Source organism: Hippea alviniae EP5-r, from assembly GCF_000420385.1.
GTDB classification, from domain to species: Bacteria; Campylobacterota_A; Desulfurellia; order Desulfurellales; family Hippeaceae; genus Hippea; species Hippea alviniae.
The window spans coordinates 604,676-624,965 of record NZ_ATUV01000001.1; the positions used below are offsets into that span (position 1 = coordinate 604,676).

Genomic DNA, 20,290 nt, shown 5'->3' on the forward strand with positions numbered 1-20,290 from the left:
GAGTCTATTTTAATAACATCCTTACGATGAAGATAGTTGTTTTTTATAAATCTTATCAGAAATATGGCGGTCAGGAGAAGGTTGTTTATGAGTTTACGCATTATCTTGCAAAGAAAGGGTATGATGTTGTCGTTTATTCATACAAAATTAAAGATTTTCCAGAGATTGACGGCATAACCCTTAAAAAGGTTAATCTTTTTGTGCCACATGGTGCAGTAAAAACTCTTCTTTTTGCGATTTTTTCGTATGTGAAGGCAAAAAGCCTAAAAAAAGAAGATAATAGTATCTGTATATTTGGTTTTGGAAAAACATTTTATCAGGATATTTACAGATCTGGCGGCGGTGTTCACAAATACTATTTTAAAAGGGCAGCTTTAAAGTATGTCTCTAAAACTGGCAGGTTTTTCTATAAACTTAGAAAGTATCTTTCACTTTATCATTGGATAAATATATTTATAGAGTATCTAACTTTCAGGGTAAAAAAACCAAGATTAATAATAGCACCATCTGAGTTTGTTAAAAAACAGATAGTTGACTGCTTTGGATTTGATGAAGATAAAATCGTTATCCTGAGAAACGGTGTTAATTTGAACCGATTTAAACCTTCTAATAAGAGTGAAGCAAAAAAGAGATTTGGCATTAAAAATGAGTTTGTTTTCTGCTTTGTATCGACGAACCATAGATTAAAAGGGCTTCAATATTTGCTTTACGCTGTTAAATCACTCAAGGAGAGTGGCCTTAATTTTAAGCTTCTTATAGCTGGCAATGGTTCTGATAGATTTTTCTTAAAAGTGGTCAAGAAACTTAAAATAGAAGATGTGGTAATATGGTTTGGCAAAGTAAAAGAGATAGAGATTGTATATAATGCGTCTGATGTGCTTATTTACCCTACCCTTTTTGATGTTAGTTCCAATGTTGTGTTGGAAGCTATGGCATGTGGGGTTGTGCCAGTATCAAGCATTTATAACGGAACAAGTGAGATTATTGTTGAAGGCAAGAATGGTTTTCTTATAAATGACCCTACAAACCCAAAAGAGATAGAAGATAAGATGAAAAGAGCTATCAATAGCGATATTAATACACTTTCAAAGAATGCTTATAAAACAATCTCTTCTTACCCTTCTGGTTCTGTTTTTGATAAAATTATAGAAATCTTGGATTCAAGTTGCTAACCTTAAAACTGCTTATCTTTAAAGTATGCTGTGCCTGTGAATGTTGCTATCAGCTCCTGCTTATCGTTTAATATGTCCACTCTATATACTGCCACTTTTAAGCTTCTGCTTATCTCTTTTGCTTCGGCTGTTAGGGTGTCGCCTTCTTTTGCGGGTTTTAGAAATGATATCTGTCCGTTAATGGCAAGGGCAACTCTGCCGTAAGAGTTTGCAGCTGCTGCAAAAGCGAAATCGGCAAGAGAAAAAAGTAAGCCGCCTTGAGCCACAAAGGCGGCGTTTAGATGCTCCTTTTTAACCTTCACAACAGCTTTTGCATAACCTTCTTTAACATCAACAAGCTTTGTATCTATAAGCTTGCCAAACCTGTCATTTTCAGAAAGAAAAGCCTTTATTCTTTCTAAGTTCATTACTGCTCAAACTTTTCCATTATCTCATCAGAGATGTCGAAGTTTGCATAAACATGAGAAACATCGTCGTCATCTTCTAAAGCGCTCATAAGCTTTAACATACTTATCGCTTTCTCACCTTCTAATTTAACGGTTGTTTGTGGGATTCTTGTAAGTTCTGCAGTTTGTGGTTTGAATCCCTTTTCTTCTAAAGCGTCTTTTACTGCCATAAACTCTTTGACTTCTGTTATAACTTCATAAACACCGTCTTCTTCGTTCTCTCTAACATCTGTTGCACCTGCTTCTAAAGCTGCTTCAAACAGGGCTTCTTCATCTGTTGTGTTCTTATCGAATGTCATATATCCAACATAGTCAAACATCCACGATACGCAGCCAGTTTCACCCAAACTTCCACCGAATTTATTCAAAAGATGCCTTATGCTTGCCGTTGTTCTCTGTCTATTGTCCGTTGTTGCTTCAATTATCATTGCAACTCCACCTGGCCCATATCCTTCATACACGACATCTTCATAAGTTACACCCGGTAATTCGCCTGTTCCCTTCTTTATAGCTTTTTCTATGTTCTGTTTTGGCATATTTGCTTCTTTTGCCTTCTCTATAGCCATCCTGAGTCTTGGGTTGTTCTCTGGGTTGCCACCACCCAATTTTGCCGCAATTGTTATCTCTTTTATTAGTTTTGTGAATATCGCTCCTCTTTTTGCATCTTCTTTTGCCTTTTTATGTTTTATTGTGCTCCATTTATTGTGTCCGGACATTTTACCCTCCCTTTTTTATAGTTTTGGCGGTGTTAAACCCATCTGCTTTTGATATTTGCCTTTTTTGTCTGCATAACTTACAAGACACTCTTCATCTGCTTCAAAAAACAGCACCTGAGCTATGCCTTCAAATGCATAAACCTTTGCCGGAATTGGCGTTGAGTTTGATATCTCTATGGTTACATAACCTTCCCACTCTGGTTCAAATGGCGTTACATTAACAATGAGCCCGCATCTTGCATAGGTTGACTTACCAACGCATATTGTAAGTATATTTCGCGGGATTCTAAAGTACTCAACACTTCGTGCCAAAACAAAGCTGTTTGGTGGTATGATACACACATCACCTTTAAAATCAACATAGTTCTTTTCCGTAAAATCCTTAGGGTCAACAATCGTATTATTCACATTGGTAAAAATTTTAAACTCATCAGCTATACGCATATCATAGCCATACGAACTTACACCATAAGAGATGACACTTTCTCTGACCTGCCTGTCTGCAAAGGGCTCTATCATGCCCTTTTTTGCCATCTCTATAATCCAGCGGTCATTTTTGATGCTCATACTACAGAACCTTCCTTTCTTACTATTTTACCTGCAAAGTGCAATAGGAATAACTTTTTTTGTTCATCTACATATCGTGGGTCTTCTGCTTTTTTTGAGTATAAGGCTTCATCCGAGAAATCTATACCGTTCTCATCGAGTATTTTCTCGATTAAAACAACATATTCAGCGATGCTTTCAAGCTCTTCTATTATGGCATAGTGTGGAGCTTTATCAAGAACAGTATTTACGAACTCTTTTACATCTTCATAAGTTGTTTCACTTGTCTCTCCATAGCTTTCAAAAGGGTCAAAAATATTTTTTGCCATTTTTTGCCTCCATAAATTTGTTTCACATCTTGGAAATATTACTTATTTAATGTCTATTTTCAAGATTTTCTCTTGACTTTATTGTGCTTAGAGTGCAAATTATTAAAAGAGCCACAAGAGGAGGGGGGATAAAATGGCAATAAACAGTATTAACGACATAAATTCTTATGTGGTAAATGAATTGTTTAAGGACAAAACAGATAAAAACGATTCCACTTCAGTAATAAGCGGTCTTCAAACGCTGTCTGAGAAGTATGCAGAAATATCAGCTTTTGGCAAAAAACTCAACGAGATTTACACGACACTGTCTCAGTCAAATGCAGACAGCAGAGCCCTTGAAGGTGCAAGGGATGTTATTCTCTCGTTTGTAAATAGTAGTTCAACTGACCTTGACTGGATGGAGACGGTTAATAGGCTTGATACCCTAAAAAATAATAATGAGTTATTTGAAAATTTCTTTTCAACGGCAAATCTTGTAAAAGAGAAAACAGGAAGTCTATCAGCTTGGCTTACTGCCTTTAACGGTATTGCCCAGTATGGTTTTGAAGATGACTTTATCAATCAGACAAATACCATTCTGAATAGTGATAATAGTGAACTTGCTGCAGATACATTTGAAAAGTTTTTGAATACCTTAAATGATATTCTTTCATCTTCTCCGAACGAAGGGATAACCCGCCAAAGCTTATCAACCTTCTTTAGCGGGCTCTCTTCAGCAACGACGCTTGGTGATAAAAACGACTTTATCACCAATTTTAAAGCGGGGTGATTTTACTCATCTTCGTTATTTCCCATAACCTGCGTTGTCCATATCTCATGCATCTTTGCAAGGTATCTTACAACGGTTGAGAAATCTTCTTCGTCAAACTCATCCACAGCTTTTATCGCCTTCTCAAGCAGAAAGTTATAAAGGCCTGTTAAAAAGGCAACAGTCTCTTTATCCTGGGTTGTATCAAGAGAGTCCCTTAATGCAAGTAGAATCCCTATGACTCTGTTTAAATTGTCAACGAACTCTTCTTCTTTTTTGGATTTTGCAGCTTCGATAACATTTCTTGCAAACCCTAATGCACCTTCATACAGCATTGCTACAATTTGGAGTTTATCCACCGTTGTATTTATCATCATGTTTTTGTAAGTGTTATAAGCTTCATTTGCTGTCATTTTTCTACCTCCTTGCTATCAAATATAATTCCTACAATCTCAGATAATTTTTTCTGAAGGTTTACAACTTCTTGAGGTGGTATTTCTCTTATAACTTTTCCTGTTTTTTCGTCTATAACTTTAACGATGAGAGATTTTAAAGTATCATTGTAAACAAATTTAACTTCTTTGTTTAATCGATTAACATTTTCATTTATCTTGTCTATGATTTTTTTAAGTTCCTTAGGCGATGGTAGTTTTTGAGCTTTTTTTGTTGTTTGGTTTTGTTGAATTTTTGTATTTATTTGCTCTATTTTTGTTTGCTGGCTTACGTGTTGAGTTGTTCTTTGCTGTTGTTTGTTAATGTTGCTTTGTAAGTTTGCTGTCTGGTCTGGAATTTTATTGATTCCCGCCGACATTTTTGCCTCCTTGCCTTACTTTTTCTTTTCCATGCTATCAAAGATATTTTCCATATAGCTGCTTTGGTTTTTTAGCATTCCTATATACTCGTCCATTTGTGCAAATGTCAAAGTTAACATTGTTCTTTCTTGGTCTAATTGTTTTTGCATAGTCTCAATTTGAGAATTTAGACTATCTATCTTATTTGATATATATTGCTTCTGTAATTCTATTGAGCCATTTGTACTTGTCATATTGTTTATTGTGTCATGCAAAACACTTAAAACTCCGTCGTTTGCTCCTGTTGAAGTCTCAACCATCATTGCTTTTACATCTTTAAAGTCATCTCTTAAGGCGTCTAAGAACTTTGATGAATCAAATTCCATTGTTCCATCTTTCTTTAAATTTATTCCTATATCTACGAGAGATGTATATTTGGAATTGCTATTTCCATAGGAACCTATAAGTATATCACTCAATCTGTTTTCTATGCCTTCGATAGTGCTATTACAGAAAAATGCATCAGCAACATTGGTTTGATCGTCATAATTTGAATTGTCTTTTATGTATTTCATAACATCGTTATAATCTTTCACAATATTTTGCATATCTGTAGTTAGTTTTGAGTAGTCTGTATTTATGTAAATGGAAAAGGAGCCTGTCTTTTTTAATTCTACACTTAATCCCGGGATGTAATCATTTAGCGTATTAGAGTGTGAAGTTACGGATATACCATCTATTGTTAAGTCAGCATCTGATGAGTCAACGGCTGGTGATGTTCCACCGTTGCCATCGCCAAAGGTTAAGTTTGTATCGTTTTGAACTATTGTTAAATCGTTGTTAGTTCCTTCGGGCGTTTTAAGAACAACTTTGTATCCCGTTCCGTCAAATATCACACTCGCCTGAAGACCAGAACCGTTGTTATTTATAGCGTTTATGAATTCGTTTAGTGATGTTGGAGTAGAACTCAGAACATTGTTGTCTAAATCAATTGAATATTCCTTATCACCTATCTTGTAAACAAATTTACCACCCGTAGTTGTTATAGAATTATCAAGTGAACTAACATCTTCATTCGATACCCATGTTTGGCCTTGAGCTAAACTGTTAACAGTAATATTGTGAACTCCACTTGTTGGACTGCCTGTTATGTTAACTTCAGCCATGTCTTCATCGCTAACTGTTGCACTCTGAAGAGTGAAATCACTAATCATTTTATTTGCATCGGTCATTAGAGTAATCAGTTTATTCTCTAAGGTATCAAAGTTTTTCTCGTATGTTTGATATTGAACCTTTTGAGCCTGAGCCATTAAGAGTGGTTGGCTGTCGGCTTTTACCAATTTATCTATAAGACCCTGTAGGTCCATTCCACTACCTAAACCTAAAACGGTAAAAGAGCCAAGGTCCATGGCTTACCTCCAATTTTTTCTATCTATATTATCGGATTAAAAACAGAAAACTTTAATCAAGAAGCCCTTTTTAGTCTATAAACATACGCTAATATCTCTGCCACAGCCTTATAAAGCTCTTCGGGTATCTCTTTGTCTATATTTACCTTCATATACAGCTCTCTTGCAAGCTCTGGTTTTTCCACGATTGGTATATCGTTCTCTTTTGCTATCTGTTTGATTTTTTCAGCTATAAGATTGATGCCTTTTGCCACAACCTTTGGTGCAGTCATTGAGTTTGAATCGTATTTTAAAGCGACGGCATAATGTGTTGGATTTGTTATTACAACATCGGCTTTTTTTGCTTCTTCCATCATTCTCCTTCTTGCCATCTCCATCTGCATACTTCTTATTTTTTGCTTGACCTTGGGGTCACCTTCCATTTGCTTGTATTCGTCTTTTACTTCCTGTTTTGTCATCATTATGCTTTTTTCAAATGTGTATCTTTGAAACAGATAATCTAAAATTGCGACAAAAACTATAAAAATGAGTATGTATATCACTATTAAAAATGCGCTTTTAAGTAGTGTCAAGAATACGACATTGGTCGGCTGGCCGGATACTTCAAGCCACACGGGTATGTTATGCTTTATAAATATCCAGAGTATGTATGTCATTACGCCTGCTTTCAGAAGAGATTTTATTAGTTCTCCAAACGAACGCAAAGAGAAGAGATTTTTAAGCCCATTTACGGGATTTATCTTGTCGAATTTAATCTCAAGAACCTTTGGTGTAATGTGAAAACCCACCTGAATAACATTTACGAAGAAAGATATGATTATCATCACGATAAAGAAAGGTAAAAGTATCTTCAACATCAAGTCAAACGATGTTTTAAAAAGAAAAAAGACGCTATCTAAGTTTATCTCAAAGTTTGAAGCAAGACTAAAAAAGTAAATGAGCGACTCTTTTAGGGATGTTGCAACTTTATCGGCGTTAAAGTAAAAAAATATTATCGATGTTAGTATCAAAAACGCTGTGTTTAGTTCTATGGACTTGGCGACCCTACCTTCTTCTCGTGCTTCTTGTCTCCGTTTGGGGGTCGCAGGTTCGGTTTTTTCTTCGTCAGGCATACTATCCCACCTTTAAAATGGCATAAATGTATTTAAAAGCTTCATTGTAATAAGCCACAATCGTGTTTGCTGCAAAAGTGAATGCAGCACCAAGCACTAAAAAACCAACAGCTATGTTCAACGGAAATGCCACAATCATTATGTTTATCTGTGGCATTGTTCTGGCTATTAATCCAAATACGACTTGAGTAATGAATAGGGCAATTATAACTGGTGCAAGAACACTAAAGGCTACAGAAAACAGCATAGAGACAAGCTTGATAAAAATATTCATAACAGGCTCGTTAAGAGCAAAACTTCCTATGGGCATAACTTTAAAACTCAATACCATCGCTTTTATAAACTCGTAATGTCCATCTACTGCTAAAAATACAAGTATGGCAAAAATGCTTTCAAACTCTGCGAGTATCGATATTTGAGTATTCTCTTCGGGACTTAAGACATTTGCTATAGAAAAACCCATATTATATCCGACAAGCTGAGCGCCGAGCTCTATTCCGCTCCAGATAAGATGTATAGTCAAAGCCAGCAGTGTAGCAAGCAGAATCTCTCTAACCGTAATAGCAAAAAGTGAGAGTGCCGTCAGCTGGTGTATATTAATAAATGGCTCCACGACGGGAAATATAACAGCCGCAAAGACAAAACAAAACGCCATCTTTACCTGTGGTGGTATGGACATAGACGAGAAGACAGGAGCAAAAACTATTATCGCAGAAACCCTTAAAAGTATAAACAAAAATACAACAAAGTTCCCATAAAACGAAGCTGTGTATGTTATGAGTTCGTTCATGTCTATTTAATTATTGCTGGTATGCTTGAGTATAGCTGAACAACATAGTTAACCATAAGCTTTGTCATCCAAGGAGCCAAAAAGATTAAAGCCACCGCTGTTGCAATTATCTTTGGAATGAATGTTAATGTCATTTCTTGAATCTGCGTAACAGCTTGGAATATGCTGACTAATAAACCTGCTATAAGACTGACAATCAAAATAGGCATTGACAAAAGCATTGTTATCTTCATCGCTTCTTTGCCTATTGCAACAACCGTTGTTATGTCCATCTTTTACCTCGCAAAGCTTTTAAATAGAGACATTACAACAAGATTCCACCCATCAGCCAGAACAAATATGAGCAGCTTAAAAGGTAAAGATATCATAATCGGCGGCAACATCATCATTCCCATACTCATGAGTATGCTTGAGACTATCATATCTATGATAAGGAATGGAATGTATATCATGAACCCTATCTCAAAGGCTGTTTTCAGCTCACTTATTATAAATGCAGGTATAACGACACTCATTGATAAGTCCTGTGGATTTTTTGGGTTTGGCAGATGCCCGATTCTCAAAAAGAGAGCCAAATCTTTCTGCCTTGTCTGTTTAAGCATAAACTCCTTTAATGGTTTTGTTGCTTTGTAGTAAGCATCTTCAAGTGTTATCTCGTTCTTTTCAAGTGGCAGGTAGGCGTTGTAATAGATAGACTTTATCTGCGGTGTCATTATGAAAAATGTCAAAAAGAGTGCAATGCCTATAAGTATTTGATTCGGTGGCATCTGCTGTGTTCCAAGAGCCTGTCTTAGTATTGCAAGGACGATAATAATCCTTGTAAAAGATGTCATCATAACAAGGATTGAAGGTGCAAGTGCGAGAACTGTAAGCAGAATCAGTATTTTTATCGATTCTGCTATGGTTGTTGGATTGTTCGTTGCAGGAAGAGTTATATTTATTGAAGGTGCCACAACATCCGCCGCTAATGTTAAGGTTGGCAGAATAAGAAGTATGATAACAATTATGCTAATCTTTTTCATTTTTCAACTCTTTCAATAAATTTACATTTTCACCGACACCTATCAGAAACTCTCTTTTGTCTATTTCGACGATGGAGAGATAGTGCTTGTTATCTAAATACAGCCTGCTTTTCATCTTTATTCTTGAATTGGAAGCCCTGCTTAAAGAGTTTAATCTTTTTGTAAGGTAAAAAAAGACAAAGATAATACCCAAGACTAAAACGAGACTGCCAAATGCCTTAAGTGTATAACCAAAGTAATCCACATTAGTATCTGCAAAGGCTAAAGAAGGGATAAAAAAGAGAAAAAAAAGGATATATCTCATCTCACATTTAATTCCATTAAGTCTTCTTTTGAGTATATTGTGGTTATTCTTATTGCAAATCTGTTATCTAAAACGATTACCTCTCCTGTTCCGAGTGGTTTATCCTGAATGTTTATATTTATGTATTCACCTGCCATTTTGTTGGTTTCTATAATATCTCCTTCTTTCCACTTGAGAAGGTCTCTTACGGTTACCTTTGTGCTTGCAAGGTCGAATACAAGCTTTAACGGTATATCAAAATATAACGCAAACCTCTCTTTAATCTCTTTGCTCATTGTATTATGAATGTTAAGAAGTAAATTTTCCTAACAAGATTTCTATGCAAAGCCTGATTTATTGCACTTATCAGTTCGTTTTTTAACTCTTCTTTTCCTGATACAGAGAGTAAATCATCTGATGTCTTAGATGAGATAATAGAGATAATCGTATCCCTTACGATAGCATCCTCAAGCGATATTCCCGTCTTTTCACCTTCTTTTTCTTCCTTTTTAGCTTCTCTTTTTGCTTCAAGAAGAACAAGTTTAATCTTTAGGTATCTATCTCCGCCGACATCAGCGAGGTTTACAATGATTGGACCTATCTCGACAGGTGTCAAGTGAGACAAATTTGTGGTATCTCCATATGTTGGTTCTGGTGCTGGTTCTGGGGTTTCTTCTTGCTGAGTTTCTTGTTGTTGTGCATGTTCTGTTTTTGCCTTTTTTGGTGTCTCTTTCTTTCCACCAAATACGAACATTTTAACGGCAACGCCAGCTACTATTAATACTACAATGGCTATGACTATAATAAGAAGCTTGCCTTTACCCTTTTTCTTGCCACCTTCCTGCTCTTGGGTTTCTTCTTTATCCTTTGCCATTTTTTAACTCCTTCTTTGGTTTATTATTAACTAACACAAAATTTATCTAAAGTAAATAGTTTTCTTCTTTTAAAGGTCTGTTCATCAAGTCTCTTAATGCTTCTTTCGGGTTTTTATTCTCAAAAAGTATCTTGTAAATCTCACTTGTAATTGGCATCTCTATATCATTCCTTTGAGCAAACTCATACACGGATTTTGTCGTATTGATGCCTTCTGGCACCATTTTCATTGAGTTTAGTATCTCTTCTTTGGATTTATTTTCGGCAAGCTCAAGCCCTACCCTTCTGTTTCTGCTTAAATTTCCCGTTGCAGTAAGCATAAGGTCTCCAATCCCTGCAAGGCCCATAAATGTCTCTCTTTTTGCGTCAAAAACCTTTCCAAAGCGCATTATTTCGGCAAGCCCTCTTGTTATTAGGCTTGCTCTTGCATTGTGTCCAAGCTTCAGACCATCGCTTATTCCCGCTGCTATAGCCATAATGTTCTTCAGCGCACCGCAAATCTCAACTCCGACTATGTCATTAGAAGTATATACCCTGAATGTCTCACAACTAAAAGCCTTCTGGAAAAACTCAGCAGTTTCCTTCTTTTTTGATGCTACAACCGTTGCCGTTGGCAGACCTTTTGCCACTTCAAGTGCAAAATTCGGCCCACTTAATGCCGCAATCTTTTCTATCTTGAGAGTATTTTCTATTATCTGAGAAGGTCTGCAGAATGTCTCATTCTCCATGCCTTTGCTTAAAGATATTACAGGTGATAATATTTTTTCCTTAATCTGTTCAACTGTAGCTCTTAAATATTTAACAGGCACAACAAATACAATAAAATCCTTATCCCTAACCGTTTCGTTTATATCGCCTAAAGCTTCTATATTTTTTGGGAACTCAACATTCGGAAGATATACAGGATTAACCCTTTTTCTCTTTATACTTTCTCTTATCTCTTCTTCCCTTACATAAAGGGAAACATTATGCCCATTTTTTGCAAGTAGAATCGATATAGCACTTCCCCAACTTCCTGCACCTACTACTCCAACTCTAAGCATTTTTCTCGTATATTACCTTTAATCCAAAAAGTGTCAAATAAGGCCTGAAGTGGTCTATCTCATTTAGGTGTCTGTAAAATAAGGCACTATCTCCACCTGTTATAACAACCGTGCAATCTGTCTCCATTTCGTTTTTTATTCTTCTTATCATGCCTTCTATTAAAGAAAGGTATCCGTAAAATAAACCAGACTGTATAGAGTTTATTGTTGTTTTCCCTATAACACTTTCTGGCTTTCCCAAAGGCACCCGCGGCAACTTTGCAGTCTTTTCTGCTAAAGCATCAGCCGATATGTGGATACCTGGCACTATTGCACCACCAATATATTCACCTTTTTTGCTTATTACATCAAAGGTTATTGCCGTCCCTGAATCTATAACAATTAATGCATCTTTGAACTCTTCGTATGCTCCAACAGCATTGACGATTCTATCTGCTCCGACTTCCGATGGGTTTTTATACCTTATCGGCATGCCTGTTTTAATACCGGGCCCAACTTCCAAAGGTTTTATATTAAATACCGTCTCTATGGCATTTATAACTCGTGGTGTTATCTGTGGAACGACACTTGATACAATTGCACCATAAGCTCTTTCGTTTATGCCATATAGGTTGAATAGATTGTAAAAGTTTATGCAGTACTCATCTTGGGTTAGCTTTAAGTTTGTGCTGAGTCTAAAATTTAAAAACCTATCCTTTAAAAAGACACCAATAACTATGTTCGTATTGCCTATATCAACTGCTATAAGCATTACTTCAAAACCACCTTACCTATTTTTCTTTTTCCAACTTTTATAATATATTCACCTTTGTTTAGTTTCAAATTCTCGTCTTCTATTTTGTTGCCGTCGATTGATACTGCCTTTGATTTTATCATTCTCCTTGCTTCGGATGAGCTTTTTGTAAAGCCTATCTCCTTAAGCAGATGGCATATCCATATATCTTCATCAATATCCTTTTCAATTATCTCAATGTCGTCTGGTATATCTTTCTTCTCAAACATCTTCCTGAAGTGCTCTTCTGCTTCCTTTGCCTTCTCTTCGCTATGGAATCTTTTTGTTATCTCAAATGCCAGCATCTCTTTTGCTTTTTTGGGATGGAGCTTGCCTTCTTCAACATCTCTTTTCATCTGATTTATCTCATCAATACTTCTGTCGCTTAAAAGCTCGTAATATCGCCACATCAACTCATCGGAAATCGACATAATTTTGCCGTACATCTCGTTTGGCTCTTCGGTTATTCCGACATAGTTGCCGAGTGATTTGCTCATTTTCTGAACACCATCTAAACCTTCTAAAATCGGCATCATTATAACCGTCTGTGGCCTTTGACCGTTTAACTTTTGAAGATGCCTTCCAACAAGCAGATTGAACTTCTGGTCTGTTCCACCAAGCTCAACATCCGCTTCCATCGCAACGGAATCGTATCCTTGCAAAAGCGGATACAAAAACTCATGAATCGATATAGGTTTGTTGCTCTCGAACCGTTTTGAAAAGTCGTCTCTTTCAAGCATTCTTGCAACAGTCATTGTGCTTGCAAGTTTTATTAAATCAACAGCTGTTAATTTTGAACACCACTCTGAGTTGTAAACCACTTTAGTCTTATCTTTATCTAAAATCTTGAATATCTGCTCTTTGTATGTCTGAGCGTTTCTTTCGACTTCTTCTTTACTTAGGGCTTTTCTTGTTTCGCTTTTTCCTGTTGGATCTCCTATCATTCCGGTAAAATCACCAATCAGAAAATAGACTTCATGTCCTAAGTCCTGAAAGTGCTTCAATTTTTGAATTAAGACGGTATGGCCAAGATGCAAATCTGGTGCCGTTGGGTCAAAACCTGCTTTTACCTTTAAAGGTTTGTTGTTTTTTATACTATCCCTTAGTTTCTCTTTCAGCTCTTCTTCGTCTATTATCTCGACTGTCCCTCTTTTTATTATTTCGAACTGCCTTTGAACCTCTTTTTCTAAATCCATTTTGCCTCCTTTTATCCGCACCTTGAATATCCACAATTTCTGCAGACTGCACAACCCTCAACTATCTCAAGCGGTGAGCCACACTCTGGGCACTCCTCACCCACTATCTTTTTAGGCTCTTCCTTTCTTGAGCCGTTTCTTAGGAAGTGGTCTCTCAAAACCTGAGCTATGGCATCGGGGACAGACTTAATCAGTCTGCCTTTATCCCAGATAGGTTGAGCTCCTGTTATGCTTATGAGCGTATTTATTATGCTTTTCACATTGACACCGTTTTGAAGTGCAATTGAGATAAGCCTGCCTATGGCTTCAGAAAGAGCAGATATATCACCACCGGATTTACCTATGTTTGCAAATACTTCGATAGGCTCTCCATTTATCGTATTTACTGTTACATAGAGCGTTCCTCTTGATGTTTTTACCTTCTCTGTAAACCCATTCAAAACAATTGGCCTTGAGAATGATTTTGTTTGTGTTTTCTCTTCTTTCTTTGGCACAACCAACACCTGCTCTTCCCTTGAGCCGTCTCTATAGACGGTTATGCCTTTTAGTCCCTTCTTGTAAGCATAATCGTATGCTTCCTTTACATCTTCAACCGTTACGGAGTTTGCCATGTTTATCGTTTTTGAGACGGCGTTATCCGTGTATTTCTGAAATGCTGCTTGAATGTCTATGTGTGCTTTGTATGATATGTCCATCGCCGTGACGAAGAGCCTTTTTATGTCTTCTGGTATTTCGTCTATTCCTTTTAGGCTTCCCCTGTTGTCTATGATTTTCTCGGCTAAGCTATCCGAATAGATGCTCTTCTCTTTCAATGCGTCAAAGAGCCTCTCATAGACATAGGGCAGTCTTTTGCCGTCTAAAACCTGTTTGTAATAGGCTAAAGCAAAAATAGGCTCTATGCCACTTGATGCGTCTGCAATCATGGAGATTGAGCCTGTTGGTGCAATGGTCGTGGTTGTTGCATTTCTCATTGGGATATTCTCTTTTGCATAGATGCTGTATTTGTAATTTGGAAAGTTGCCTCTTATCTTTGCAAGCTCGCTTGATGCTTCTTTGGATGTATCTTGAATAAATTTCATTACTTCTTCTGCTGTTTTGATAGCTTCTTCTGAATCATAAGGTATGCCCAGATCTATCAACAAATCGGCAAAACCCATAACACCAAGGCCGATTTTTCTGTTCTTCTTTGTGTTCTCTTCTATCTTGTCAAGCGGATATTTATTTACATCTATAACATTGTCAAGGAAATGAACGGCTATTTTGACCGTTCTTTTTAAATCTTCCCAGTTTATTTGTCCGTCTTTTACGAACTTACCGAGATTTATCGAACCAAGGTTGCAAGACTCATAAGGCAGAAGCGGCTGCTCGCCGCAGGGGTTTGTGGATTCTATTTCTCCCACCTCTTTGCTTAGCGGGTGTTTTTCGTTTATTCTGTCTATGAAGATGATACCCGGTTCTCCGTTTTTGTGGGCTCCTTTGGCTATCTCATCCCAGACAAAGCTGGCTTTGAGCCTGCCAACCACTTCACTGTTTCTTGGATTTATGAGCTCGTATTCTTCGTCGTTTTCTAAAGCCTTTAAAAATTTATCCGTTATGGCAACAGATATATTGAAGTTGCTAAACTCTCCTTCTTTCTCTTTACAATGAATGAAGTCTAAAATGTCTGGATGGTCAACACGCAAGATACCCATGTTTGCGCCACGCCTGACGCCGCCCTGTTTAATTGCTTCTGTGGCGCAGTCAAACACTTTCATAAACGAGACAGGACCACTTGAGACACCCATTGTTGAACTGACTATGTCGTTTTTTGGTCTGAGTCTTGAAAAAGAGAAACCCGTTCCACCACCAGACTTATGAATCAAAGCTGTTGCCTTTACGGCATCAAAGATACTCTCCATGCTGTCGTCTATCGGGAGAACGAAGCAGGCAGAGAGTTGCCCTAAAGGGCGTCCTGCATTGACGAGCGTTGGTGTGTTGGGTAAGAACTTAAGCTCTGACATTATCTCGATAAACTCATCTGTCGTTTTTTCAACCTGCTTATCGTCTGCATTGTAATTTTTGTCTGCTTTGGCTATAGCTTTTGCGACTCTTTCGATGAGTTGGTCGGGGGTTTCAATGATGTTTCCGTCTGGGTCTTTCTGTAGGTATCTGCTCTTTAAAACAACTAACGCATTCTCAGATAATCTCACAATTTACCTCCTATTTAACTAAAAAGGCATCCTTAAGCGTATAGGACATATATCCATTCTTTATGTATGCATAAAACGCCACATCATACACATGCCCAACGCTCAGGTTCAGTTTATCAAAACTTACCATCCATAAACTCGCCGTTCCATCATCAAGAAGGTATTTTGGATATTTGTCAAGAATTAAGCCAACATCCTTTACAATGGCGTTTCTTGAGAAGAACAATGGCTCTTCGTTTGAATGACCAAACGGTTCAAGCAGGCTCAACTCTTCCAAAAACTGCCTGTTAAACACATCAAACGAAACTTCGCACTCAATATCATAACTTGCCGTTGGCACATAATCCCTATATCTCTCTTTTGCTATCTCGTTAATTCTCTCCTTAAATTTATCTAAATACTTATTCTTTATCGTTATACCAACAGCCATTCTATGACCGCCAAATCTCTCAAGAAAAACTTCGGTCTCTTTTATGAGAGAAAATAGGTCTATATCTCCGGCACTTCTGCCACTGCCTATGCTTATCTCTTCGCCTTTGCTTACAATAATTGCAGGTTTTTTGTATTTGTATGATATGGCATTTGCCACTATTCCTATGACGCCTTTGTGCCAATGTCTATCTGCTGCGACAATAACCAAATCATCTGTATTTTCGGCTAATTTTTGAACTTCCGATACTATCTGCATCTGAAGTTTTCTTCTTTCGGCATTTATCTGTTCAAGCTTTCTTGCTATTAGCTCTGCTTCCTTCTCATCTTCCTTCATGAACATATCAACAACTATTGAAGCATCGGATAGTCTGCCCGCTGCGTTTATCTTTGGCGCTATAACAAAGCCTACATGTTTTGATGTTAAGTTTCCTTCTATGCCCGAAACCTTCTTTAGAAGCTCAAGCCCAACAGTTGAGTGTTTCTTGTTAAATAAACCAACCTTTACACAAACCCTGTTCTCATCTAAAAGTGGGACGATGTCTGCAAGTGTTCCAAGAGCAACAAGGTCTAAATACTTCTTCAAGTTTGGCTCTTCCATAGAGTCAAAAAAACCCATCTTTCTAAGCCTGTTTCTTAATGCCATGATAAGATTGAATGCAACACCAACACCTGAGAGCTCTTTAAATGGAAACTTTGAGTCTCTCCTTTTTGGATTTACTACGGCAAATGCATTCGGCAGACTCTCCTGCGGCTCGTGATGGTCTGTAATTATCACATCTATGCCAACATTCTTTGCAAACTCAACTTCGTCTATGCTTGTGATACCGTTGTCAACGGTGATTATTAACCCGGCTTTTGTTTGGACGGCCTTTTTAATTGCTTCAAGGCTTAACCCATATCCTTCATCCCTTGTTGGTATGTAAAAGCTTGCATTTACACCTATTTCTTTAAAGAATTTGAGCAGAAGGCTTGTTGATGTGACACCGTCGGTGTCGTAATCACCTACAACAAAAATCTTCTCTTTTCTTCTTATCGCCATAATAATTCTATCGACGGCTATGTCCATATCCTTAAGAAGAAACGGATTGTATAACTGGGAAAGGGAAGGATAGAGAAACTCTCTTATCTGATGCTCTGTTGTTATTCCCCTGTGTGATAGGATTTTTCTTGTTATCTCGTATATGTTAAGCCTTCCAACCCTTATTAAAGGGTTTTTGAAGCACTCATCTTTGATTATGAGCTTTTTCTTTTCACCTGTTATGCTGTTCAGTTGAATTTCCCGTGCCATATTTTGAGAAATAGTCCTGCAGAATCTTTTTATGGTCAAAAACTATCGGTTCAGGTAAACTATTTTTATCAAATAGACCTATTTCTAAAGCATCATCATCCGCTTTGGGTTTACCTTCGGCTTCTGCAACAAATACGGTGGTTATTGTGTGCCCTCTTGGGTCTCTGTCTGGGTCGGAATAGACGCCAAGCAGACCCTTAAGCTTAACATCAAGCGATGTCTCTTCCTTTGCTTCCCTTACTGCTGCACTTTCGGCTGACTCTCCATAATCTATATATCCGCCCGGTATTGCCCATCCATAAGGCTCGTTTTTTCTTCTTATTAAAACAATCTTGCCATCAACTTCAATAATTATATCAACCGTTGGGATAGGGTTTTTATAAGCCTTTACAGGATAACCACATCTTGGGCATTCAATCGTATTGCCATCTTCTCTTGTTGACAGCTCTTTTTCTATCTCTTCAATCACCTTAAGCACATTCTCTTTTGCCGTTCCACCATAGCTTGTTCTTGAATTTACAGCTTTCTTGTAATGCAGAACATTGATTATGTCGCTTTCTATGAGTTCTGAGAACTTCTTTAACTCTTCTATGCTTAGTTCGTTCAATTTTTTGTTGTTTTGTTCAGCATAAGCTACAATTTCACCTGTTATCTTGTGTGCTTCTCTGAAAGGAATACCTTTTCTCGTCAGATAATCTGCCAAATCCGTTGCCGTTATAAAACCCTTTTCTAAAGCTTTTTCTAACACTTCTTCTTTTGGCTTTATCTTTGGTATAAATCCATTTAAAACATCCAAAATGCCAAAAATTGTATCGATTGAGTCAAATAGTGATTCCTTATCTTCCTGCATGTCTCTGTTGTATGTTAAAGGTAAACCTTTCATTAATGTTAAAAGCTGGATGAGATTGCCGTATGTTCTTGCCGTTTTTCCACGCACAAGTTCCATTGCATCGGGATTTTTTTTCTGTGGCATTATGCTTGAGCCTGTACAGAACTCATCGGGCAAATCAACAAAATCAAACTCTTGAGATGAGAATATAACCATCTCTTCGGCAAATCTTGATGCATGCATAGCACAGATTGCTATATCGTTTAAAAACTCAATAGCAAAATCCCTATCCGAGACTGCATCCATTGAGTTTCTTGATATCTTTGAAAACTTAAGCTGTTCTGCAACGAATTTTCTATCTATCGGGAAGCTTGTGCCTGCTAAGGCTCCGCTGCCCAAAGGCAAAACATCAATTCTTTTTATCGTATCTTTGAATCTCTCTTTATCCCTTTTGAATTTTTCATAATAGGCTAAAAGATAATGGGAAAATAGAACGGGTTGGGCATGCTGAAGATGGGTAAAGCCCGGCATTACAACATCGACATACTTTTTTGCAAGCTCAACGATGTTTTTCAAGAGTTTATTTAGTCTGTCTATTATCTCAATTGATGCATCCCTTAAAAATAGCCTTATGTCTAAAGCTATCTGGTCGTTTCTGCTTCTTGCTGTGTGAAGTTTACCACCGACTTTGCCAACAAGTTCTATCAGTTTTCTCTCTATGTTCATGTGTATATCTTCATCTTCTATGCGAAACTCAAACTCACCTTCATCAATCATGTGCTTTATTTTTCGTAAGCCTTCTATGATTTTATCTGCTTCTTCGTCGGTTATGATGCCCTGTTTTGCAAGCATCTGAGCGTGAACAATCGAGCCTGCTATGTCGTATTCATATAATCTTTTGTCATAACTTATCGATTCTGAAAACTTCTCCATTACATTGTCTGTGGCAGACGAGAACCTTCCACCCCACAGTTTTTTATTCATCGTTATCCACCCTTATAAGTAAGGCTTTCTCTTTTACTATATCAAGCTTTTCTATAATTGACAGGGCGTGTTTTATGTCTGCTTCCCTTGCCTTGTGGGTAAACATTATCAAAGGCACCCACTCATCACCCTTATTTATCTGAACAACACTTTTTATACTTATGTTGTAATCGCCTAAGACACCCGATATCTTTGATAAAACGCCAGCCTGGTCTTTAACGGTAAATCTTAGGTAATAACTCATTTGTAAGTCGTCTATATTTAGAATCTCTCTTTTTCTTACGAAATTGAACGGAAATGACATCAAAGGAACCCTTAGGTTTGTTTTATTCTTTATGTTTCTTGCTATGTCCATAATGTCGCCAACAACGGCAGATGCTGTTGGCAGGCTCCCTGCACCTTTGCCTATATAAATTGTCTCATCATCCATGTCGCATCTAACCTTTATTGCGTTAAATTCGCCATCGGTTTTTGCAAGTGTGTCGTCCTTTTTAATTAGTGTCGGATGCACCCTTACATCTATCTTATCGTCTATTAATCGCGTTATTCCCAACAGCTTAATCCTATAACCAAACTCATCGGCAAACTTTATATCAAGCAGACTTATATTTCTTATGCCTTCTGTATAGACTTCCTTTGCGACAACATTATCTCCAAATGAAATGGAACTTAAAATCGCCATCTTGTGGGCTGAATCTATACCGTCAATGTCGAATGTTGGGTCTGCTTCAGCAAAACCTTTCTCCTGTGCATCCTTTAAAACCTTATCAAAAGGCAGCTCCTTGTTAAACATCTCTGTTAAGATATAGTTGCAAGTGCCGTTGACTATAGCTTTTATTGAGTGTATGTTATTTGCGGCTAAGGATTCTTTAATGGATTTGATTATTGGTATGCCGCCAGCTACCGCAGCTTCATAACCTATATCCACTTTCTTATCGAAGGCTTTTGAGAATATCTCATATCCAAACTCGGCAAGCAGCGCCTTGTTTGCAGTTGCTATACTTTTGCCCTTCTCTATGGCTTCTAATATAAACTCTTTTGCAAATGTCGTTCCACCAATGAGCTCAACGACAATATCTATATCATCATTTAGCAGCTCTTCGTAACTGTTTGCTATCTTACCTTCGAGCAAAGGTTTTACATCATCCTTAATCTTTTTTGCATATACTCTTTTAAGGTTCAGCTCAAAGCCGAGCCTTTTTTTAATTATCTCACTATTTTCAGTTAATATTTTAACAACGCCACTTCCAACAGTTCCAACGCCAAGCAAACCCACATTTACCGTTTCCATAGCGACTCCTTTACCCTAAGAGTTAGGGT

The 20,290-nt window shown here is 37.4% G+C and carries 23 protein-coding genes; 2 read left to right on the top strand and 21 right to left on the bottom strand.

Translation table 11 applies throughout. The features are described 5' to 3' along the window. Window positions 1-26: 26 nt before the first annotated feature. Window positions 27-1,172, top strand: coding sequence for a glycosyltransferase family 4 protein (locus G415_RS0103245; protein WP_022670157.1), 1,146 nt, complete (start codon window positions 27-29; stop codon window positions 1,170-1,172). A gap of 2 nt (window positions 1,173-1,174) precedes the next feature. On the opposite strand, the gene G415_RS0103250 is transcribed toward G415_RS0103245, so the two are convergent. Genes G415_RS0103250 through G415_RS0103265 form a run of 4 tightly spaced genes read right to left on the bottom strand, consistent with a single transcriptional unit; the run spans window position 1,175 to window position 3,209 of the window. After that, window positions 1,175-1,579: a PaaI family thioesterase gene (locus G415_RS0103250; protein ID WP_022670158.1), complete on the bottom strand. Its 405-nt coding sequence runs from the start codon at window positions 1,577-1,579 to the stop codon at window positions 1,175-1,177. Next, window positions 1,579-2,334: a YebC/PmpR family DNA-binding transcriptional regulator gene (locus G415_RS0103255; RefSeq protein ID WP_022670159.1), complete on the bottom strand. Its 756-nt coding sequence runs from the start codon at window positions 2,332-2,334 to the stop codon at window positions 1,579-1,581. The genes G415_RS0103250 and G415_RS0103255 overlap by 1 nt, the downstream gene beginning before the upstream one ends. A gap of 15 nt (window positions 2,335-2,349) precedes the next feature. Then, entirely contained in the window at window positions 2,350-2,901 is a 552-nt protein-coding gene (gene dcd, locus G415_RS0103260) for a dCTP deaminase (protein WP_022670160.1), read from the bottom strand. Further along, window positions 2,898-3,209: a hypothetical protein gene (locus tag G415_RS0103265; protein WP_022670161.1), complete on the bottom strand. Its 312-nt coding sequence runs from the start codon at window positions 3,207-3,209 to the stop codon at window positions 2,898-2,900. The genes dcd and G415_RS0103265 overlap by 4 nt, the downstream gene beginning before the upstream one ends. A gap of 133 nt (window positions 3,210-3,342) precedes the next feature. Here G415_RS0103265 and G415_RS0103270 point away from each other — a divergent pair, with 133 nt between their 5' ends. Next, window positions 3,343-3,978 carry a hypothetical protein gene (locus tag G415_RS0103270; protein WP_022670162.1) on the top strand — a complete coding sequence of 212 codons (636 nt, stop codon included), beginning with the start codon at window positions 3,343-3,345 and terminating at the stop codon, window positions 3,976-3,978. Between the two features lie 2 nt (window positions 3,979-3,980). On the opposite strand, the gene G415_RS0103275 is transcribed toward G415_RS0103270, so the two are convergent. From G415_RS0103275 to G415_RS0103355, 17 genes are read right to left on the bottom strand one after another with little or no spacing between them, the layout of a single operon-like run. Next, window positions 3,981-4,370 carry a flagellar export chaperone FliS gene (locus G415_RS0103275; RefSeq protein ID WP_022670163.1) on the bottom strand — a complete coding sequence of 130 codons (390 nt, stop codon included), beginning with the start codon at window positions 4,368-4,370 and terminating at the stop codon, window positions 3,981-3,983. Further along, entirely contained in the window at window positions 4,367-4,768 is a 402-nt protein-coding gene (locus tag G415_RS0103280; RefSeq protein ID WP_022670164.1) for a flagellar protein FlaG, read from the bottom strand. Before G415_RS0103280 ends, G415_RS0103275 begins: the two co-directional genes overlap by 4 nt. A 15-nt stretch (window positions 4,769-4,783) precedes the next feature. Further along, window positions 4,784-6,157, bottom strand: coding sequence for a flagellar filament capping protein FliD (fliD, locus tag G415_RS0103285; protein ID WP_022670165.1), 1,374 nt, complete (start codon window positions 6,155-6,157; stop codon window positions 4,784-4,786). A 56-nt stretch (window positions 6,158-6,213) separates the two neighbouring features. After that, complete coding sequence (gene flhB, locus G415_RS0103290) at window positions 6,214-7,269, bottom strand: flagellar biosynthesis protein FlhB (protein ID WP_022670166.1); 1,056 nt, start codon at window positions 7,267-7,269, stop codon at window positions 6,214-6,216. Between the two features lies 1 nt (window position 7,270). Further along, window positions 7,271-8,059 carry a flagellar biosynthetic protein FliR gene (locus G415_RS0103295; protein WP_022670167.1) on the bottom strand — a complete coding sequence of 263 codons (789 nt, stop codon included), beginning with the start codon at window positions 8,057-8,059 and terminating at the stop codon, window positions 7,271-7,273. Between the two features lie 2 nt (window positions 8,060-8,061). Beyond that, window positions 8,062-8,331 (bottom strand): flagellar biosynthesis protein FliQ, encoded by a 270-nt coding sequence (gene fliQ / locus G415_RS0103300; protein ID WP_022670168.1) that lies wholly within the window; start codon window positions 8,329-8,331, stop codon window positions 8,062-8,064. A 3-nt stretch (window positions 8,332-8,334) separates the two neighbouring features. Continuing rightward, the gene (gene fliP, locus G415_RS0103305) at window positions 8,335-9,081 is read right to left on the bottom strand and encodes a flagellar type III secretion system pore protein FliP (RefSeq protein WP_022670169.1); all 747 of its coding nucleotides are present in this window, start codon (window positions 9,079-9,081) and stop codon (window positions 8,335-8,337) included. Continuing rightward, window positions 9,068-9,385, bottom strand: coding sequence for a flagellar biosynthetic protein FliO (gene fliO, locus G415_RS0103310; protein ID WP_022670170.1), 318 nt, complete (start codon window positions 9,383-9,385; stop codon window positions 9,068-9,070). Before fliO ends, fliP begins: the two co-directional genes overlap by 14 nt. Then, complete coding sequence (locus G415_RS0103315; protein ID WP_022670171.1) at window positions 9,382-9,660, bottom strand: FliM/FliN family flagellar motor switch protein; 279 nt, start codon at window positions 9,658-9,660, stop codon at window positions 9,382-9,384. The genes fliO and G415_RS0103315 overlap by 4 nt, the downstream gene beginning before the upstream one ends. Further along, entirely contained in the window at window positions 9,657-10,238 is a 582-nt protein-coding gene (locus G415_RS0103320) for a flagellar basal body-associated FliL family protein (RefSeq protein WP_022670172.1), read from the bottom strand. Before G415_RS0103320 ends, G415_RS0103315 begins: the two co-directional genes overlap by 4 nt. A 46-nt stretch (window positions 10,239-10,284) precedes the next feature. Next, window positions 10,285-11,280 (bottom strand): NAD(P)H-dependent glycerol-3-phosphate dehydrogenase, encoded by a 996-nt coding sequence (locus G415_RS0103325; protein WP_022670173.1) that lies wholly within the window; start codon window positions 11,278-11,280, stop codon window positions 10,285-10,287. Further along, complete coding sequence (locus G415_RS0103330) at window positions 11,273-12,031, bottom strand: type III pantothenate kinase (protein WP_022670174.1); 759 nt, start codon at window positions 12,029-12,031, stop codon at window positions 11,273-11,275. Before G415_RS0103330 ends, G415_RS0103325 begins: the two co-directional genes overlap by 8 nt. Continuing rightward, complete coding sequence (gene tyrS, locus G415_RS0103335) at window positions 12,031-13,248, bottom strand: tyrosine--tRNA ligase (RefSeq protein WP_022670175.1); 1,218 nt, start codon at window positions 13,246-13,248, stop codon at window positions 12,031-12,033. The genes G415_RS0103330 and tyrS overlap by 1 nt, the downstream gene beginning before the upstream one ends. A gap of 11 nt (window positions 13,249-13,259) precedes the next feature. Continuing rightward, window positions 13,260-15,437 (bottom strand): vitamin B12-dependent ribonucleotide reductase, encoded by a 2,178-nt coding sequence (locus G415_RS0103340; RefSeq protein ID WP_022670177.1) that lies wholly within the window; start codon window positions 15,435-15,437, stop codon window positions 13,260-13,262. 10 nt (window positions 15,438-15,447) lie between these two features. After that, complete coding sequence (recJ, locus tag G415_RS09655) at window positions 15,448-17,157, bottom strand: single-stranded-DNA-specific exonuclease RecJ (protein WP_022670178.1); 1,710 nt, start codon at window positions 17,155-17,157, stop codon at window positions 15,448-15,450. Then, the gene (gene argH / locus G415_RS09665) at window positions 17,120-18,970 is read right to left on the bottom strand and encodes an argininosuccinate lyase (RefSeq protein ID WP_022670179.1); all 1,851 of its coding nucleotides are present in this window, start codon (window positions 18,968-18,970) and stop codon (window positions 17,120-17,122) included. Before argH ends, recJ begins: the two co-directional genes overlap by 38 nt. Then, entirely contained in the window at window positions 18,963-20,261 is a 1,299-nt protein-coding gene (locus G415_RS0103355; RefSeq protein ID WP_022670180.1) for a homoserine dehydrogenase, read from the bottom strand. The genes argH and G415_RS0103355 overlap by 8 nt, the downstream gene beginning before the upstream one ends. Window positions 20,262-20,290: the final 29 nt, after the last annotated feature.

Coding starts and splice junctions, on each gene's coding strand:
- G415_RS0103245 (WP_022670157.1), top strand. CDS start 27: ATGAAGATAGTTGTTTTTTATAAATCTTATCAGAAATATGGCGGTCAG.
- G415_RS0103250 (WP_022670158.1), bottom strand. CDS start 1,579: ATGAACTTAGAAAGAATAAAGGCTTTTCTTTCTGAAAATGACAGGTTT.
- G415_RS0103255 (WP_022670159.1), bottom strand. CDS start 2,334: ATGTCCGGACACAATAAATGGAGCACAATAAAACATAAAAAGGCAAAA.
- dcd (WP_022670160.1), bottom strand. CDS start 2,901: ATGAGCATCAAAAATGACCGCTGGATTATAGAGATGGCAAAAAAGGGC.
- G415_RS0103265 (WP_022670161.1), bottom strand. CDS start 3,209: ATGGCAAAAAATATTTTTGACCCTTTTGAAAGCTATGGAGAGACAAGT.
- G415_RS0103270 (WP_022670162.1), top strand. CDS start 3,343: ATGGCAATAAACAGTATTAACGACATAAATTCTTATGTGGTAAATGAA.
- G415_RS0103275 (WP_022670163.1), bottom strand. CDS start 4,370: ATGACAGCAAATGAAGCTTATAACACTTACAAAAACATGATGATAAAT.
- G415_RS0103280 (WP_022670164.1), bottom strand. CDS start 4,768: ATGTCGGCGGGAATCAATAAAATTCCAGACCAGACAGCAAACTTACAA.
- fliD (WP_022670165.1), bottom strand. CDS start 6,157: ATGGACCTTGGCTCTTTTACCGTTTTAGGTTTAGGTAGTGGAATGGAC.
- flhB (WP_022670166.1), bottom strand. CDS start 7,269: ATGCCTGACGAAGAAAAAACCGAACCTGCGACCCCCAAACGGAGACAA.
- G415_RS0103295 (WP_022670167.1), bottom strand. CDS start 8,059: ATGAACGAACTCATAACATACACAGCTTCGTTTTATGGGAACTTTGTT.
- fliQ (WP_022670168.1), bottom strand. CDS start 8,331: ATGGACATAACAACGGTTGTTGCAATAGGCAAAGAAGCGATGAAGATA.
- fliP (WP_022670169.1), bottom strand. CDS start 9,081: ATGAAAAAGATTAGCATAATTGTTATCATACTTCTTATTCTGCCAACC.
- fliO (WP_022670170.1), bottom strand. CDS start 9,385: ATGAGATATATCCTTTTTTTTCTCTTTTTTATCCCTTCTTTAGCCTTT.
- G415_RS0103315 (WP_022670171.1), bottom strand. CDS start 9,660: ATGAGCAAAGAGATTAAAGAGAGGTTTGCGTTATATTTTGATATACCG.
- G415_RS0103320 (WP_022670172.1), bottom strand. CDS start 10,238: ATGGCAAAGGATAAAGAAGAAACCCAAGAGCAGGAAGGTGGCAAGAAA.
- G415_RS0103325 (WP_022670173.1), bottom strand. CDS start 11,280: ATGCTTAGAGTTGGAGTAGTAGGTGCAGGAAGTTGGGGAAGTGCTATA.
- G415_RS0103330 (WP_022670174.1), bottom strand. CDS start 12,031: ATGCTTATAGCAGTTGATATAGGCAATACGAACATAGTTATTGGTGTC.
- tyrS (WP_022670175.1), bottom strand. CDS start 13,248: ATGGATTTAGAAAAAGAGGTTCAAAGGCAGTTCGAAATAATAAAAAGA.
- recJ (WP_022670178.1), bottom strand. CDS start 17,157: ATGGCACGGGAAATTCAACTGAACAGCATAACAGGTGAAAAGAAAAAG.
- argH (WP_022670179.1), bottom strand. CDS start 18,970: ATGAATAAAAAACTGTGGGGTGGAAGGTTCTCGTCTGCCACAGACAAT.
- G415_RS0103355 (WP_022670180.1), bottom strand. CDS start 20,261: ATGGAAACGGTAAATGTGGGTTTGCTTGGCGTTGGAACTGTTGGAAGT.